Origin of the sequence: Halomonas sp. DP5Y7-2, assembly GCF_019802025.1 — a bacterium.
Lineage (GTDB): Bacteria > Pseudomonadota > Gammaproteobacteria > Pseudomonadales > Halomonadaceae > Halomonas > Halomonas litopenaei_A.
Genome location: NZ_JAHVHY010000003.1, coordinates 423779 through 440951, shown reverse-complemented (window position 1 = coordinate 440951; position 17173 = coordinate 423779). Strand labels below are relative to the sequence as shown.

The 17173-nt window shown below is 63.1% G+C and carries 14 protein-coding genes and 1 other RNA gene; 8 read left to right on the top strand and 7 right to left on the bottom strand.

The window, feature by feature from the left end:
- Nucleotides 1–195: 195 nt before the first annotated feature.
- Nucleotides 196–1563 carry a 2-octaprenyl-6-methoxyphenyl hydroxylase gene (gene ubiH, locus KUW18_RS05525; protein ID WP_261396427.1) on the bottom strand — a complete coding sequence of 456 codons (1368 nt, stop codon included), beginning with the start codon at nt 1561–1563 and terminating at the stop codon, nt 196–198.
- A 791-nt stretch (nt 1564–2354) separates the two neighbouring features.
- The gene (locus tag KUW18_RS05520; RefSeq protein ID WP_222560967.1) at nt 2355–2939 is read right to left on the bottom strand and encodes a UPF0149 family protein; all 585 of its coding nucleotides are present in this window, start codon (nt 2937–2939) and stop codon (nt 2355–2357) included.
- A 221-nt stretch (nt 2940–3160) separates the two neighbouring features.
- Between KUW18_RS05520 and KUW18_RS05515 the strand changes: the two genes are divergently transcribed.
- The 3 genes from KUW18_RS05515 (at nt 3161) to KUW18_RS05505 (ending at nt 4456) form a co-directional block, all read left to right on the top strand.
- Nucleotides 3161–3472: a cell division protein ZapA gene (locus KUW18_RS05515; protein ID WP_206942127.1), complete on the top strand. Its 312-nt coding sequence runs from the start codon at nt 3161–3163 to the stop codon at nt 3470–3472.
- 127 nt (nt 3473–3599) lie between these two features.
- Nucleotides 3600–3784: non-coding RNA, 6S RNA (gene ssrS / locus KUW18_RS05510), on the top strand.
- Nucleotides 3785–3790: 6 nt separating this feature from the next.
- Nucleotides 3791–4456 carry a 5-formyltetrahydrofolate cyclo-ligase gene (locus KUW18_RS05505; protein ID WP_222560966.1) on the top strand — a complete coding sequence of 222 codons (666 nt, stop codon included), beginning with the start codon at nt 3791–3793 and terminating at the stop codon, nt 4454–4456.
- A 769-nt stretch (nt 4457–5225) separates the two neighbouring features.
- Here the strand turns inward: KUW18_RS05505 and ilvA are convergent.
- Complete coding sequence (gene ilvA, locus KUW18_RS05500; protein ID WP_206942125.1) at nt 5226–6740, bottom strand: threonine ammonia-lyase, biosynthetic; 1515 nt, start codon at nt 6738–6740, stop codon at nt 5226–5228.
- 155 nt (nt 6741–6895) lie between these two features.
- Here ilvA and rpiA point away from each other — a divergent pair, with 155 nt between their 5' ends.
- Nucleotides 6896–7570, top strand: coding sequence for a ribose-5-phosphate isomerase RpiA (gene rpiA, locus KUW18_RS05495; protein ID WP_222484273.1), 675 nt, complete (start codon nt 6896–6898; stop codon nt 7568–7570).
- Here rpiA and waaA read toward each other — a convergent pair.
- Genes waaA through KUW18_RS05480 form a run of 3 tightly spaced genes read right to left on the bottom strand, consistent with a single transcriptional unit; the run spans nt 7548 to nt 11411 of the window.
- Complete coding sequence (gene waaA / locus KUW18_RS05490) at nt 7548–8879, bottom strand: lipid IV(A) 3-deoxy-D-manno-octulosonic acid transferase (RefSeq protein ID WP_206942121.1); 1332 nt, start codon at nt 8877–8879, stop codon at nt 7548–7550. The two genes, rpiA and waaA, sit on opposite strands and share 23 nt — an antisense overlap.
- 2 nt (nt 8880–8881) lie before the next feature.
- Nucleotides 8882–10312, bottom strand: a complete 1431-nt coding sequence (hldE, locus tag KUW18_RS05485; RefSeq protein WP_206942119.1) for a bifunctional D-glycero-beta-D-manno-heptose-7-phosphate kinase/D-glycero-beta-D-manno-heptose 1-phosphate adenylyltransferase HldE — start codon at nt 10310–10312, stop codon at nt 8882–8884.
- On the bottom strand, nt 10302–11411 hold the full coding sequence (locus KUW18_RS05480; RefSeq protein WP_206942117.1) for a glycosyltransferase family 9 protein: 1110 nt from the start codon (nt 11409–11411) through the stop codon (nt 10302–10304). The genes hldE and KUW18_RS05480 overlap by 11 nt, the downstream gene beginning before the upstream one ends.
- Before the next feature lie 94 nt (nt 11412–11505).
- Between KUW18_RS05480 and KUW18_RS05475 the strand changes: the two genes are divergently transcribed.
- Entirely contained in the window at nt 11506–12150 is a 645-nt protein-coding gene (locus KUW18_RS05475) for a 3-deoxy-D-manno-octulosonic acid kinase (protein ID WP_315900647.1), read from the top strand.
- On the opposite strand, the gene KUW18_RS05470 is transcribed toward KUW18_RS05475, so the two are convergent.
- Nucleotides 12147–13280 carry a glycosyltransferase family 4 protein gene (locus KUW18_RS05470; protein WP_242520797.1) on the bottom strand — a complete coding sequence of 378 codons (1134 nt, stop codon included), beginning with the start codon at nt 13278–13280 and terminating at the stop codon, nt 12147–12149. The two genes, KUW18_RS05475 and KUW18_RS05470, sit on opposite strands and share 4 nt — an antisense overlap.
- A 37-nt stretch (nt 13281–13317) precedes the next feature.
- On the opposite strand from KUW18_RS05470, the gene KUW18_RS05465 reads away from it, so the two are divergent.
- The 3 genes from KUW18_RS05465 (at nt 13318) to KUW18_RS05455 (ending at nt 17162) form a co-directional block, all read left to right on the top strand.
- Complete coding sequence (locus KUW18_RS05465; RefSeq protein ID WP_206942113.1) at nt 13318–14415, top strand: glycosyltransferase family 9 protein; 1098 nt, start codon at nt 13318–13320, stop codon at nt 14413–14415.
- A gap of 200 nt (nt 14416–14615) precedes the next feature.
- Nucleotides 14616–15428 carry a glycosyltransferase family 2 protein gene (locus KUW18_RS05460; protein WP_222162262.1) on the top strand — a complete coding sequence of 271 codons (813 nt, stop codon included), beginning with the start codon at nt 14616–14618 and terminating at the stop codon, nt 15426–15428.
- A 99-nt stretch (nt 15429–15527) separates the two neighbouring features.
- Nucleotides 15528–17162: a sulfatase-like hydrolase/transferase gene (locus KUW18_RS05455; RefSeq protein ID WP_206942109.1), complete on the top strand. Its 1635-nt coding sequence runs from the start codon at nt 15528–15530 to the stop codon at nt 17160–17162.
- Nucleotides 17163–17173 lie beyond the last annotated feature (11 nt).

The following is a 17173-nucleotide window of genomic DNA, read 5'->3' as shown; positions in this document are numbered from 1 at the left end:
GAATGCTGAACCATTGCCTGACGCCATCGCGCTGGCAGGCACAGTGTACCGCCATGCCCCTGGCTTCGCTCGCCGCCTTGCTGTCTCATCCTCCTGATGGAGATGCCGCGTTTCCCTGAGGGAGCGCCAAATACATCAGCCGAGCGCCACTAGGCACCCGCAACGCAGCGAATCATCGGCGCAGGCAGTTATGCCCTAACGCTCTATCCCCATCGCTCGCCTGGTCAATGTCCCGCGCAGCGGGCCACTCAGGTTGAGCCCGATCAGGCCTGCCGCACGAGCATGGGACAGCAGCGGCTGGTCGATGCCAAACAGTCGGATCAGTCCGTCACTGAAGCGCACCACATTACGCTGGTCCGCCTGGCGCCTCCGTTCGAAGGCCGACAAGGTGTCACTGCTTCCCGGGGCATGGCCATCTTCCAGCCCTCGGTCAATCGCCTCGACCAGGTCCATCACGCCTCGCAGGGCGAGATTGAAGCCCTGTCCCGCGACCGGGTGGAGGGCATGGGCGGCATTTCCCATCACCGCCAGGCCAGGCCGAGTCGTCTCACGTGCGGTCACCAGTGACAGCGGGTAGACGTGTCGCTTGCCCACCTTGACGAAGGCACCAGCGCGGTCGCCGAAAGCCCGCTGCAGCTCGTCGAGAAAGCCCCGGTCAGACAGCGCCAGACGACGCTGCTCGCTTTCCCTGGCATGGGTCCACACCAGCTCCATCGACTGCCCGGGCAAAGGCAGCAGTGCCATCGGCCCTTCGCGGGTGAAGCGCTCATAGGCGACGCCCCCATGGGGCCGGGATACCGCCACATTGGCGATCAGCGCAACCTGCTCGTAGGGGGTGGCATCACTTTCGATGCCCAGCGCCTCTTTCAAGCCTGATCGACCGCCGTCAGCCATGACCGTAAGGCCTGCCTGCAAGGTACGACCTGATGACAGCACCAGTCGGTGTCCGCCAGCACAGGCAGAGATGTGCTCGACCGTTGCGGGACAGTGCCAGTCCAACGGCAGCTCAGCGAGGCGGTGATGCAACACCTGCCCCATCCACGCATTAGGGATCACATAGCCCAAGGCATCGACGCCCATTTCATGCGCACGCAGCCGTGTCGCCCCCAATCGCCCTTTCTCACTGACATGAATCAATGAGATGGGGCTCGCCTGGGGGGCCATGGCCGACCACACACCCAAGGTCTCGAAGTGCGCCGCGGTCCCTGCCGCGATAGCGCTTGCCCGGGCATCGAAGCTGGGCTGCCAGTCACTGGCTGGGGCCGTCGCAGCGGACATTGGCGAGGCTTCGATGACGGCTACCCGCAAGCCACGATCGTGGATCAACCGCGACAGTGCGACGCCCAGGCTGGCGCCGACCAGTCCGCCACCAATAATCGCGACATCCACCTGCTCAACGCCGGCCGACACCTCCTCGCGTGCCACCCCCAAAGGCGCACTGGCGCTCGCCATTTGGCCGGGGGCATCACCTCCGGTATCCGCACCAGCCTGGGCGTTGTCTTGCGCATCGGCAGCAGCTACCGCCTGGGGTGCCGCCTGATTCTGGGGACGACCTTCGGTCATACTGTAATCCTGTAAATATTTTACGTAATAAGCTTTCTGAACACGATAAGGCGATCAGAAAATAACCACATTGTGTAACAATAAAGCCAGCAGCTAGTAGCCAAAAAGTCGCTCCTGGCATCGCTGATTCCCCCTGCCAGACACAAGGTCCTGCCGGGGTCACCTTGCCGGCCAAGCGCCCTCAGCGTCCTTTCCGGTCGGTCTCGATCAACTGCCTAGGCCACCTGACGTGACCCTCTACGTTGGCTGCCAGCAATAAACAGCAGCATTGCCTGACCGTCACACCAGCAAATGGGGACAGTGACAGCATCGACCAGTGGCGTCTCGGTGCTGCCGACAGCAGCAGAGAATGGCCGCTGACGGCGTCGCATGTCGCGTGGGCGCGCTAGGACACGAGATCCAAGCTGTCGGCGGTTTCCTCTATTTTCGATACCGTTAGCACCACGATCACAACAAAATAACCAGCAATACGCAGCATAGCAGGCTCTGCGTCAGAGTGAAGGTTGCGTATCGAGAAGGGGTTCACTGGACGGCAGAGGGCATGACCAGGCGAGAGCGCAGCAGGGCAAGGCGCTCAACCAGTGAGCGGACGAGCAAGGCGACGTAAAGACAACGGCAACAACAACGAGCAGGGGAGAGCGGAGAGATCTAGCCGCCGCGGCTATCGCTTGGGCGCTCAGGGCAAAGGCCGCGGCGAGGGGGGAAACGGACGGTGCAGGCGACACCCGCTGACACCTGGTCCGTGGCAGGGCGTGCCCAGGCAGCGGTAGAACGCCACCTGGGAGCGCGCCTCAATGGGTGGTCGGCGGCTCTTCGTCGACCTTTTCCACTTGCGGCGTGCCCGGATGCTGTTCGGTATAGAGCAACATCGCCGCCATGCGCGCATGCTCGGTCAAGGCGAACAGGTCGTTTTCGTTTTCCGCGCTGTCATCGATATCGGTGTAGATGGCCGCCAGGCCTGCCAGGTCGTCGATGGCTTCCGCCAGCGCCGCCGACCATGCCTTGCGCGGTTCTTCACCGGCATCCTCAACGACCTCAAGAAAACCGAGCGTCCACTCCTTCAGGCCCTGCGCGCGCTCGGCCAGGGAAAACAGCTCGTCAGGCAGCAGCGGCTCAAAATTCAGCTCGCTGCCTGACAGCGCATCCAGGGTCTGGCGGCGCCAACCCAGCAGACGTTCAGCGCTGGCTTCATCCTTGGGCTGGTCGACCCCCAGGGTTAAACAGACCTGCTGCAACCAGCCTTCCGCCGTCAGATCGTGGAGCCCCAGCTCGGCACACAGACGGCCATCCAGAAAGGCCGGCGACTGCATGCTGCCGTGCAGCAGGAAGGTATCGGCAATGGTGGAAAAATCCTGGCGTTCGTTAATCAGTGACATAGCAATTTCCGCTGAAAGAGACGGCATCGGGGAGGGGACTGGGAGGACCGCAGCAACGCCTGGCACCCCCACGCTATCGACGAAGGTCCCGCGGTCATGATGCCTCGCGTTGACCCCCCGCTGACGGCTCTCTTATAGTGACTCGCAATCGATACCCCTGATGGTAACGCATTCTGCCCCTTCGGCGCTGCGTTGACCGAGGCCCTTCCGGAGCCAGGCCCATGACAGATACCACGCGGCATACCACCGACATTACGCTGCTGGAGCGCCCCTATACCATTGCCTGCGCCCCAGAGGAGCAAGAGGGCCTTGAGCGCGCTGCGCGCTACCTGGACCAGGCTATGCAGGGTATTCACGCACGCGGCAAGATGGTGGATCGCGAGAAGATCGCGATCATGGCGGCACTCAACCTGGCCCATGAGCTACTTGGCTTGCGTGACGAGAAGCGCGCCAGTGAGGCCAGTCTCAGTGAGCTGAACACCCGACTGGAGCAGGCCTTGGCCACCGCCCCAGCCCGCGAATCACGTGACTGAGACGCCACGAAGCACGTGACTCAGACACACTAAAGGACCACACCCGCCAGCGACGGTTTGCACTGGGCGCTTGTCCCTCATTGGCATCTTCGCTTTGGAGCAGCCTCGCTGTCTGTTAGCATGGAGCTGTTCCCTGGGGTGTGCGCCAGTCGTTATAGTCCCTCGAGCCTATGAGCAGTACCCAGGGGGCCAATAGCTAGCCGGGCCCGTGTGCATGTCCGTGCGACGGAAAGCCTGACGGCTCGGCTGCGGCCACCCACCTTGAACCTATGGGTTCAAGGGCCAGAACGACAGCGGCATTCTGGGGAACCTTGAACGATGAATCTGTGCTCCAACCACGAAGCTCAGACAGCGCTCGGGCACTTGTCACGCACCGAGCTGCGACGCGAGCTGCGACGCGAGCTGCGTCGCCGACGCCGCGACTTGAGTCAGCAGCAGCAACAGACGGCGAGCCAGGCATTGGTCGCGAGACTGCGTCGCCTGCCGGAGCTGTTGACCGCTCGACACGTGGCGCTCTACCTGCCCAACGACGGGGAAATCGATCCTCGGCCCCTCATTCGCTGGCTGCATCGCCGCCGTGCCCAGGCCTACCTCCCGGTACTGCGCCCCTTGGCGGCCAACTGCCTGTGGTTCGTTCGCTACGACGCCCGCACCCCCATGGTGACCAATCGCTTCGGCATATACGAGCCGGACAGCCGTTTCGGGGCGCATCCGTCACACCGTATGCCTGCCTGGGCTCTCGATGCCATCCTGCTGCCTCTGGTCGGCTTTGACTCGTCAGGGCAGCGCATGGGCATGGGAGGGGGCTTCTACGACCGCACCCTGGCCTTTGCCCATCCAGCGCAATACAACGGCGGCCCCAGGCCTCGCCTGATTGGGCTCGCCCATGATGTACAGCGAGTGGACCACCTACCGATCGCCTCCTGGGATGTCCCCCTGGATGCCATCGTCAGCGATGCAGGCGTCATTCGTCCTGCGCACTGAAACAGCCGCGGCTCAGGTCCTGAAACGCATCCGGCCGCCCATGGTGGGCGGCCGGATCGCGATATCTGCCGATGTCGTGCTCAATGGCGCGGGAGATCTCTCCCTCTGGTCGGTTTCAGCCGCCGACCAGCGCCTGGGCATAGCCGGTGGCGACGACTCCCAGACCGAAAACCAGCACCAGTGACATGATCAGATCGGGCTTGCGTCTCATTCCTGACTCCGTATATACGGCCGCCTGCCGTATTGTCTTGATGTTATAGGTCGAAGCAACTAAGGAAACACTGCATAAATGCCTGTGCAGACGATTCGCTGCGTTGCGCGCTGCTCGAACTCCTCACCTATACCGCATAGGCTCCGGGTTCTGCGCTGCGGGCGCCTTGCGCCTCATTCCGCTCGGCTGATTTATTCAGCGCTTCCCAAGCTCAGACTATAGGCTGGGCACTTATGCATGGCAATTACCACTCTAGTGGCATGACGCACGTCTACAGACCAGCTCTGGCCCAGCAAGTAAGTCAGCGCTCGCGCGCAGGATACGCCGCTTGATCCCAACTGCCAAGATGTCTTGGCACGCTATTCACTGTCCTCCGTCATAACATGCGCGGATGACGGCATTCCCCTTCGACAAGGCCCTGCTGGCCACCGTTACTCATTCCGTGTCGGTGGCGCTGACAGGGCCGATACAGTGCCATGCACGGGGCTCTTGGCGATGCCCTGAAGCGATGCCAAGAAGCCACGCCCCAACGCTATGCCAAGAAGCCATGCCCCAACGCTATGCCATGAACAGTTGGTAGGCGGGATTGTCGCTTTCCTTCCAATAGCGATAGCCAATGGCATCGAAATGCTCTTCCACATGACTGCGATCGCCGTTGGGGATCTGCATACCGACGAGCACTCGACCATAGGCCGCGCCATGATTGCGATAGTGGAACAGCGAAATGTTCCAGTCCTGGGGGAGGTGGGTCAGGAAATTCATCAGTGCCCCGGGACGCTCGGGGAACTCGAAGCGATAGGCTTCTTCAACAAACTCGGTGCGGGGTCGACCTCCGCCAAGATGGCGAATATGCAACTTCGCCAGCTCGTTGTCGGTGAGGTCCTCGACCGGATAACCCGCCTCGAACAGACGGCCGATCAACGCCTGGCGATCCTCACCACCGGGCTTGACCTGCACACCGACAAAGATATGGGCCTGGTCGGCGTCGGCGTAGCGATAATTGAATTCGGTCACCATACGCTTGCCGATGGTACGGCAGAACTTCTTGAAACTGCCTGGGCGCTCAGGAATCGTCACCGCCAGGATCGCCTCACGCTGTTCACCCAGCTCGGTCCGTTCGGCAATATGCTGAAGGCGGTCAAAGTTGGTGTTGGCGCCAGAGTTGATGCATACCAGCGTCTGATCCTGGGCGCCGCTCTCCTGGATATATTTCTTCAGTCCGGCCAGCGACAGCGCCCCCGAGGTCTCTGACACGGCACGGGTATCCTCGAAGATATCCTTGACCGCCGCACACATCTCATCGGTGTTGACGGTAATCACGTCATCGACCAGGTCGCGCATCAGTGAAAAAGGCACCTTGCCGATCTGCGCTACGGCGACGCCCTCGGCGAATACCCCCACCTGGTCCAGCACCACCCGTTCACCCGCCTCAAGGGCAGCCTTGAGACAGGCACTGTCCTCGGACTCGACCCCGATGACCTTGATCTCAGGGCGCAGGTACTTGATGTAGGCCGCCATGCCGGCGATCAATCCGCCGCCGCCCACCGGAATGAAGACGGCGTCAATGCGGCCGCTATGCTGGCGCAGAATCTCCATGGCGACGGTCCCCTGACCGGCGACCACGTCGATGTCGTCAAACGGCGGGATGTAGGTATAGCCGTGCTGCTCAACCAACTCGTGAGCATGCTCTGCAGCAGCGGCGAAGGCATCGCCCTTGAGGATGACCTTGGCGCCCCAGCCTCGCACGGCGGCGACCTTGATTTCAGGGGTGATGCGCGGCATTACGATCACCGCCTTGACGCCCATCAACTTGGCGGCAAGCGCCAGTCCCTGAGCGTGATTTCCCGCAGAGGCCGCGATCACGCCCTTGGCTTTCTGCTCGTCGCTGAGGTGGGCCATACGGTTATAGGCGCCGCGAATCTTGAACGAGTGCACCGGCTGCAGATCTTCACGCTTGATCAGAATCTGGTTGTTGAACCGTCGAGACAGCATGGGAGCCGGGGAAATCGGCGTTTCACGGGCCGCTTCATAAACCCGGGCCTGGAGGATCTTCTTGACGGTAGCTTCGAGCATTCTGGTATCCAGCGTGAGGGGGCAAGCAAAGCCCCTATTGTTAGCATCGCGCTGCACCTGGCGTCCAGCGCCAGTCGCCTCGGCTGCTGTCTGTGCACGTTTACCCTATAATGATCGCCGCCCACCCATTTTGAAGACCCCTGCGCAGGTATCTCATGACCCAGGACGAACTCAAGGACGCTGTCGCGGCAGCCGCCATCGATGAAGTGCGCCCGATGCTTGGCAAAGACATCGTGATCGGCGTCGGCACCGGCTCGACCGCGAACTTCTTCATCGATCGACTCGCAGCGCTGCGCGGCGACTTCCGCGGTGCCGTCGCCAGTAGCGAGGCCAGCGCCAAGCGCTTGAAGGACCATGGCATCGATCTGTATGAACTGAACGAAGTTGGCACACTGCCAGTCTATGTGGACGGCGCAGACGAAGTGAATGCTCACTTACACATGATCAAGGGCGGGGGTGCCGCACTGACCCGCGAGAAGATCGTGGCCGCCTGTTCGACCACCTTCATCTGTATCGCCGATGCGTCCAAGCGAGTGGAACGACTTGGCGACTTCCCGCTGCCGATCGAGGTGATCCCGATGGCCAGGTCCTACGTGGCGCGTGAAATGGTCAAGCTGGGTGCGGACCCGGTCTACCGCGAGGGCGTGGTGACTGACAACGGCAACCAGATCATCGATTGCTATGGTCTCGAGATCGACGATGCCGTCGCCCTCGAGCGCCAGATCAATGCCATCGTCGGCGTTGTCACCAATGGGCTGTTTGCGGCTCGTCCCGCCGACGTGCTGCTGCTCGGCAGTGCTGAAGGCGTCAGTCGTCAACTGCCGGCGTAAGCTCCCGTGCGCGCTCACTGCTTCGTGCATCGATAAGCGCATCCAGCCCATCGAGGGTCGCGTCCAACGCACCTCGATGGGTATCAAGCACGTGCTGCCCGGCCTCACTGAGCCGCTGACGCTGTTCACCATCTTCCAGTAACGCCGCCACTCGCTCACTCAGTTCCTCGGCGTCGGCAACCTCGACCAGCGCTCCGGCATCTCGCAACGCCTGGGCGACGTCCGCGAAGTTCTCCAGATGCGGCCCGGTAACCACCGGCACCCCCATCATGGCGGGCTCCAGCAGGTTGTGTCCTCCGATCGGCACGAGGCTGCCCCCCACAAACGCAAGGTCGGCACACCCGTAGAGGGCCTGCAGCTCGCCCATGCTGTCACCGAGATACACATGGACCCGAGCGCTGGGCACTCGTCCGCGGGAACGGCGGACGGTGTCGAAACCGGCCTCATGGCACAGTTCGGCGACGTCATCAAAGCGCTGCGGATGCCTCGGTACCAGCACCAGCAACGCATCCGGGAAGCGCTCCAGCAGCCGTCGATGCACCTCCAGCAACTGCTCGTCTTCACCCGGATGGGTCGATCCTGCGACCCAGACCGGTCGATGACCAATGGCTGCGTGCAAGCGCTCACTCACCACCTGAGAGGCGGGATCCACCGTCATGTCGAACTTCATCGAGCCGACGACCTGAATATTCTGGGGCGCCATGCCTAGCGCGATGAAGCGCTCAGCGTCGTCTCTGGACTTGGCCGCCAGCCAATCGACACAGGACAGCGCCTGGGCCATCAGCGGGCGCAGCCGGCGATAGCCGCGAAAGGCGCGTGGCGACAGTCGTCCATTGACCACCGCAACGGGAATGCTCTGCTGGACACAGGCGTTGAGCAGGTTAGGCCATAGCTCGGTCTCGAAGAAGATGGCCTGCTGCGGTGCCAGGCGCTGGACGAAACGCCGCGCCGCGCCAGGAAAGTCCAGCGCCACGAAAACGTGGCTCAAGGGGGCCGCAGCCTCCGCCTCAGGCACGTCCTCGGCCAACGAGGCCACGCGCTCGGCGCCGGTGGCGGTCATGGTGCTGACCACCAGCCGATGATCGGGGTGCCGCAAGCGCAGCGCTCGAATCAGTGGGCGGGCGGCGACGACCTCTCCTACCGATGCGCAATGGAGCCAGAGCCTTGGACGCTCATCGGCGAAGGGCAGCAAACAGCCAAGGCGCTCTGCTCGAGGTCGTCCCACCAATTGTTCCCGCCACACTCGTCGCCAGATCACCGGCGAGAGCAGGCAAAGCGCGCCTGAATAGGCAAGCCGCGGCCAGCGCATGCTCAGCCCTCGCGGTCGAGGATGGTCGATATCATGGCGGTGGTGGAGACACCGTCCTCAAAGCCCAGCACCTTGACCTCGCCACCGGCAGCGCGGACCGCCTCGCCGCCCGCGATGTCCTCGGGCCGATAGTCACCACCCTTGACCAGTACATCCGGCAGCACGGCTTCGATCAGCCGTGCCGGAGTCTCTTCGGCGAAGGGCACCACCCAGTCGACGGCCCCCAGGCCCGCCAGCACTTGCATCCGACGGTGAAGCGGGTTGATCGGTCGCTTGGGTCCCTTGAGCCGACGGATAGACTCGTCATCGTTGACCGCCACGATCAGGCGATCACCCAGCTGTCGAGCGTGCTCCAGGTAGGCCACATGGCCTGCGTGCAGAATGTCGAAGCAGCCGTTGGTCATGACGACCCGTTCACCGCGCGCCTGAGCTGCGCGCACCGCAAGCACCAGCGGACATTCTTCGATGACGCCGAATTCGGCCAACTTATCGCCATGCAGAGCGGTATAAAGCTCGGCAATCGACAGGGTCGCGGTGCCGGGCTTGGCCACCACCAGGCCCGCCGCCAGGTTGGACAAGGTCATGGCCTCGGCAAACCCATGCCCGGCGGCAAGAGCCAGCCCAAGCACGGCAATCACGGTATCGCCGGCACCGGTCACATCGTAGACCTCACGTGCTCGGGTCGGCAGGTGCAAGGGATCTTGCCCTTCGCGAATCAGCGTCATGCCCTTTTCGCTGCGGGTGATCAGCAGCGCTTCCAGGTCCAGCTCCTGGCGCAGCGCTTCTCCCTTGCTGGCCAGGATGTCATCGCTCGGGCAAGGCCCGACCACCGCCTCGAACTCGGCCAGATTGGGGGTAATCACGCTGGCACCGCGGTAGCGGCGAAAATCGCTGCCCTTGGGATCCACCAGCACGCGCTTGCCGGCACGGCGCATCTCGGGAATGACCGCTTCGACATTGGCCAGGGTGCCCTTGCCATAGTCGGACAGGATCACCAGGTCGAAACTGTCGGTGGCCTCTACCAGTCGCGGGGCCAGTTCGCTGGTATCGATCTTGTCGAGCCCGTCCTCGAAATCCAGGCGGATCAGCTGCTGGTTGCGGCTCATTACCCTAAGCTTGGTAATCGTGGGCACACCAGGAGTACGGTGGAAGTGAGTACTTACTCCCACCTCCTCCAGGCGAGTCGTCAGGCGGTCGGCATTGTCATCGTCCCCGACCAACCCAGCCAGCGCCGCATGAGCGCCCAGCGAGGCAATGTTCAGCGCAACGTTGGCGGCGCCCCCGGGACGATCTTCGCACTCTTCCACCCGCACCACCGGCACCGGCGCCTCGGGCGAGATCCGCGAGGTTCCCCCATGCCAGTAGCGGTCCAGCATGACGTCGCCCACCACCAGTACGCGGGAGCGCTCAAGCGCGGTCAAATCAAGCTTCATCGGGGGACTCCCTATCGAGGTCGGAGCGGGAAGAGGCGGCAGTATCGGCCAGCAGTCGGTCTAGCTGCGCAATGACGTCGTCAGCGCTGATCAGGGACATCGCGTCCGGGTGACGCACCCGCTGCCCCCAGGTGATAGTGGCAGCGTCCTCGTGCAGGAACTGGCGCACGGCGTCGGGGTAGCGATTGACCACATAGTCTCGCCACAGGTATGGGGCGGCACGATCCGGATTGGTCGTCGCAAACAGGCCCACCACCGGTGTGTTCAGGGCATTGGCCATATGCACGGGTCCTGAATCCGGAGCGATGACCGCACGGGCCCGATCGATCAGCGCCAGCAGGCCCTTGAGCGACGTGCCACCGATGGCGTCGATCACCGCATCACTCTGGCACAGGCCCTGGATGCGCGAGCCCATCTCTCTTTCCTGGGTGCTGCCGCCACCGGTCATGACGGTCTTCAGGCCATATTGGGTCCAGGCATGCTCGACCACGGCGGCGTAGCCTTCTGCCGACCAGTTGCGGAAATTGCGCAGACGCGGGTTTGCACAGGGGCTGATCAACACGTAGCCCGCCTCCCCGGTCAGCTCACGGGCTTCCTGGTAAGCCGCCTCGGGTATCGGCAGGCGCCACTCCAGGCTGTCATCCTCGACGCCCATCAAGCGAGCAAAGTCCATGAAGGACTCGAGAACGTGAGCACGATCACGCGGGGCCAGCTGACGATGGGTAAACCAGTACTGACGATCCTTGGCGCGAGCCGGATCAAAACCCACCCGAACATCGGCCTTGAGTCCCAGTGACAGCACACTGGCCCGCAGCGCTTGCTGCATGTGCAGCAGCACATCAAACCGTGTATCGGCCAGTTCTCGCCACAGCGCGCGCATGCCCTTGAGGCCAGTGGACTTGTCGTAGACGATGAACTCGACCCCTGACAAGCCCGTCAGTAGACTGTGTTCGCCCTTGCCGATGATCCAGGTGATCCGCGCTTCGGGCCATTGGCGCTGCAGGGCTCGAACCGTGGGCACCAGGTTGCAGACATCTCCCAGGGCGGAGAGACGCAGCACGCCGATGTGGGCTGGACGAGCGGGCAGAGGATGCTTCATGCGGTTGGCAACGTATCAATCAGGAAAGGTGGGCATTTTATACGATGCCACTAGTTTATGTGACGCTGGTCTAACGCCACAAATCGGAGCGTCCTTGCTGGACCCGGAATACTGGCGAGACAGTGGTCATGTCGTCGGCCAGGCGCCTGGTCGAGGCCAGAGTCTGTTTCTCGATCTGGGCGAGCAGCAATGGGTGCTGAGACCCTATCGGCGTGGCGGTATGGTGGCACGCCTGTCTCGCAGTCACTACCTGTGGACCGGCATCGAACGCACCCGCGCCTTCCGCGAGGTAGAACTGACCGCTACGCTGTTTGACGCCGGGCTGCCGGTGCCACGGCCGATCCTGGGGGGCGTCATACGTCAGGGGCCCACCTATCAGGCCGCGCTGATCACCCAGCGCCTGCCCCAGACTCGTGCTCTGGCCGAGGCACTGGCCAGCCACGAGGTCGATGCCGAGCTGCTGGCCGACGTCGGACGCGTGATCCGGCGGTGCCACGTCCAGGGCCTGGATCATGTCGACCTCAACGCACGTAACCTGCTCATCGACACCACAAGGCAGGTCTGGCTGATCGACCTTGATCGCTGTCGCCTGCGCCGCCCCGGGCGCTGGCAGGACGCCAACCTGGCACGTCTGGGTCGCTCCCTTGAGCGCTTCTGTGCAACCTCAACAGCCGCCGCCCAGGCACTGGCAGAGATCCAGCGAGGCTACCGTTCTGAGGAAGGCTCTGGCTCCCACTAAGCGTCGATGACGTCAGCGTAGACATCGATCAGTCCCTCGACGTGGCGTGACAGCAGGAAATGCTGTTTCACCCTGAGCCTTGCCTCGCTGCCCAGACGCGCTCGCAGCTCACTGTCGGCCGACAGCTCGGCCATCGCAGATGCCCATTCCTGGGGCGCCTGGGGATCTGCCAGGCGGCCACTGTGGCTATCGATAAGTTCAGGAATGGCACCACTGCGTGAGCCGATCACCGCCTTGCCTGCCGCCATCGCTTCGATCACTGTCAGTCCGAAGGCTTCATTGCGTGACGGCACGCACACCACGTCGAGCACTTCGAATAACCGCGCGAGATCCCGTCGAAACCCGGTGAAGGTCACCCTCGATGACAGTCCCACCTCCTCGACTCGCGCCTGGAGCTCCGCCACGTACTCCTCGCGGCTACCCTCTTCTGCTGCCAGACCGCCAACGATGACCCCGTGCACGTCGAGTGCCGGATGTTCGCGCAGCAGCAGAGCCAGCGCTTCGATGAACACCTGCTGTCCCTTGCCGGGTGTCAGCCGACCCGCCACCCCGATGGTCACCGCCTTGGCCGGCAGGCCCAGGCTACTTCGAAGGGCGCGCCGCTCACCCGCATCCAGGCGCGGTGCCAACGCCGCCGGATCGATCCCCAGATACAGCCGCTGGATACGTTCGGCGGGCAGTGGAAAGGCCTTGAGGTTACGACGACGGGTCGCGTCACTGATCGACAGCAATCGATCGACCTTGCCGTAGGCCCAGCGGTGGTAGAGGTCCTTCTTCGGCCGCGTGACGCCCATATGGTCGGTAAAGATCACGCCCAGGCTCGGCCTCAGCGTCGCCAGCAGTGCAGCGAGTCGCAGATCGCTGGACTTGTGGCAATGCAGCAGACGAATGTCGTGCTCGCGCAGATACGCCAGCCAACGCCCCACGGCAAACAGCGCTGACGTGCGCGAGGCAGCGGTCAGAGGGACGACACCAGCGCCTTCGAGGCTTTGCGCTACCCGTGAGTCCGCCAGTGCCAGAGCGTGCGTCTCCCACCCACGGGCGGCCAGCTCCGGTATAATCCTCGCCGGATACATTTCCAGTCCGCCCCAGCCGTCCGACAGGCAGATATGCATGACCTTGTGACTCAAGGTGGTCTCCTTTCCGATGGCGGGCTCGGGAGCCCTGATGACATCAACGACGGCCACGGCCGACGCAAGCACCCCTCGACTGTTGGTGGTGCGCAACGACAAGCTTGGCGACTTCATGCTTGCCTGGCCAGCCCTGGCCACGCTGAAGGCAGCACGCCCGGCACCACATATTACCGCGCTGGTGCCATCCTACACGGCGCCCGTCGCCAGGCTATGCCCGTGGATCGACGAAGTGATTCTGGACCCAGGCGACGACGCGCCGAAAGCGCAGCAGCGTCAGCTGCTCGCATCTCTGCGCCAGGGGCACTTCACCGCACTGCTGACGCTGTTTTCCACCACGCGGATCGGTTGGCTAGGGTTGCGTGCCGGGATTCCGCTGCGCATGGCCCCCGCGACCAAGTGGGCGCAGCTATTCTACAACCGCCGGATCACTCAGCGCAGATCCCGTTCTGACCGGCCCGAATACGTCTACAACCAGCAATTGGCAGAGGCGATGGTCGAAGCCTTGGCGCTGTCACCGGGCGAAGCCGTCCGCCCACCCTTCTGGCCTCAACCCGAGGGAGACAGGGAGCAACGTCGCCTGGCGCTGGCCAGCCAACTTGGTCTTGCCTCCACCGGGAGCTGGATCTATCTGCATCCTGGCAGCGGGGGGTCAGCGGTCAACCTCAGCCCCGACGCCTACGCCCAGCTGGCACAGGACGTCGATCGCCGCATGCGGCAGCAGGGCGCCACTCAGCCCCACTGGATCGTCACCGCTGGGCCCGGGGAAGACGCGGTAGCGAATACTCTTGTCGCCCGCCTGGAAAGCGCTGGCCTAAGCGCCCGGCGTCTGCCCCCTGCCGCAGGGCTCGCTGACTTTGCCTGCAGTATCGCCGCCGCTGACGCCTTCGTTGCTGGCTCCACCGGCCCGCTGCATATCGCGGGCTGTCTCGACGTGATCACGGTAGGCTTCTACCCGTCCCACCGTTCAGCGACACCGCTGCGCTGGCAAACCTGCAATGCCCCTGAACATCGGCTGGCCTTTCACCCGCCCCCAGGGGACCAGGCTCGCGACATGTCCGCGGTAGACCTGGACGAGGCCGCAGCAGCCATCGCGGCGACACTGGTCGACGCCGACAGGCGAGCCACGTCATGAGTCGTGTCTTGCCAACCCAGTGTCGCTAGGCCTGATTTGCCAAGCCTGATTTGCTAAGCCCAGGACCAACGGCACCCATCGACTTTTGTTGTGCACACCCGCATAGTCCTGACACGCTGATGCACACTGGACACCGCGTCTACTGTCCGTCAGCGGGTCGTTCGCTTCATCTTTCGCATCACCACAGCAGGCATGTCGCCATGACTCCGATTACCGGCATCATCATTACTCTCAACGAACAGGACAATGTCGAAGGGGCCATCGCGTCGCTGCAACCCGTGTGCGATGAAATCATCGTGGTGGACTCCGGCAGCGACGATGACACCGTAGCGCTGGCCGAGGCGGCGGGTGCGAAGGTGATTCATCAACCCTATCTGGGTGATGGGCCGCAGAAAGCCTTTGCCGTCCCCCAGGCACGACATGACTGGATCCTGGCGCTGGATGCCGATGAACGGCTCGATGACGACGCTGTCGCCGCCATTCGCGAGCTGACCTTGGAAGACCCACAGACGGCCTATCGCTTTCGTCGACGCAACTTCGCAGGTCGACACTGGATACGTGCCGCGGGCTTCTATCCTGATCCGGTAACGCGGTTATACAACCGCACGACCTCGGGCTATCTGCCCAAGAAGGCGCACTCATCCGTCAAGGCGCCAACGGTGGTCGATGTCGATGCTCACCTGAGCCATTTCACCTACCGTGACCTGTCACACTGGATGCAGCGGATCGATCAGCTGTCGACCCGGGATGCCTGGGCGATGAGGGAACGGGGTGTCACCCCCTCTGCGCTTCGCCCCAGCCTGCATGCGCTCACCGCCATGCTGCGCAAGCTGGTGCTGAAGGGAGGTCTGCTGCAGGGTCAGGATGGTATGACCGTCGCGATCACGACGGCATTCCATGCGTACATGAAGTATGCAAAGCTGAACGAACTGTACGAAAACGAGCGAGCCGAGCGCCAGGGAAGCCGTCCAACCGGGTCGTCAGGTAACGACGACTCGACGTCGACGCGCTAGTGCGTCAAGCGAAGGATTCGCACCTCCGCGGTCAGCACTGCTGATTCGCGACTCCCGGGCGACAATGGCTTCATGGATTGACCTTTGGGCGCCTCGAACATGCCTGTACCTTTCCCTATCACGTCTCCCTGGCTGCGCTGGGCCGTCCACCTGCTGTTGGGCCTGGCCATAGGTCATGCCGTGGTCATGGTCACGCGCCTGCCCGGTTGGTGCCTGCCGATACCGGCGATCATCTGGTGCCTGGTGGCTGGCTGGAAGCGCTGGGGCGATCCGCCACCGCCTCGCTTGCGTATCCGGGTCATCCCCTGGGCGTTGGTTCCACTGGCGTTCTGGGGGATCTATGTCTATCTGGCCAGCAGCTTCGGACAGGTGGATATGGGTGCTGTCTACTTTCACCTCCAGGCGGGCATCTCGCAGCATGGGGGCAGCGAGCGGACGATTGCCGCCATCATCTATACCTTGGCCATGGTGCTGATCCTTGCCGGCTATACCTGGCTGGTGCGGGCCGATTACCGCTGGCAACGCTGGGACCACTGGCTGGCCTTCGTGCTGCTGCTGGGCAATCCCATGTTCTACTCCATGGGCCAGCGCGGCGCCGCGGTGGTCACAGACCCAGGGACCTGGCTCGATCGTCGCTACGTGGATCCAGTCATTCTCAAGGCGCCCCAGCGCCCGCCCAACCTGCTGCTGATCTATCTTGAAAGCCTGGAGCGCACCTACTCGGACACGGCGCGCTTTGGCGACGCCTACGCCGACCTCGCGGCACTGGAGCCCCAGGCCGTCGTCTTTGATAACGTGCGCCAGATCGATAATACGGGCTGGACCATGGCCGGCATGATTGCCAGCCAGTGTGGCACGCCGCTGATGCCAGCGGGGCTGCTGCATGACAGTCAGTTCGATCCCCTGCACCACGTGGTTCCTGGAGTCGACTGCCTGGGGGATTTGCTCGCACGCCTCGGCTACCGCCAGACCTTCATGGGCGGAGCCAGCACCGAGTTCGCCGGCAAGGGGTTGTTCTACACCGACCACGCCTACCAGCGCGTACTGGGCCGAGAACAGCTGGTGGAGCGCCTGGATGACAGCCAATACCTCAACAGCTGGGGGCTCTACGACGATAGCCTCTACGAGATGGCGGTGGACGAGATACGCCGCCTGGACCGCCAGCAGGGGCCATGGAACATGACGCTGCTGAACCTGTCCGCCCATGCCCCGGCGGGCTATCCGTCCCAGGCGTGCGAGGCCGAACAGGGTGTGCACGACGGTGTCGATATCCTGTACGCGGTGAAGTGCTCAGGCTGGCTCACCCGGCGTCTGCTTGAGCAGCTGGAAGACGAGCAACTGCTGGATAACACCCTGGTCGTCATTGCCAGTGACCACCTGACTATGCGTGTGTCCGCCTGGGACCAACTGATCCAGACCCCCAGGACCAACACCTTGATGATGATGGGCAACGCGTTGACACCTGCCCGTATCTCGACCCAAGCGACGACCATGGATACCCTGCCGACGCTGCTGGAAGCCATGGGTTTTACCATCGACTGGCACCGAGCAGGCCTTGGCGTCTCCCTGTTTTCAGGCGAGCCAACGCTGGCAGAGCAGGTAGGGCTGGAAGCCCTCAACGGCTATATGCGTGAAGAAACCGCGCTGCAGGAGCGTCTCTGGGAAGGCCTTGCGCCCGCCTATCGCACCAGCGGACAGCCAGATGCGCCTCCGGAAGCTCCGCACCAACCTTGATGGCGATCCCC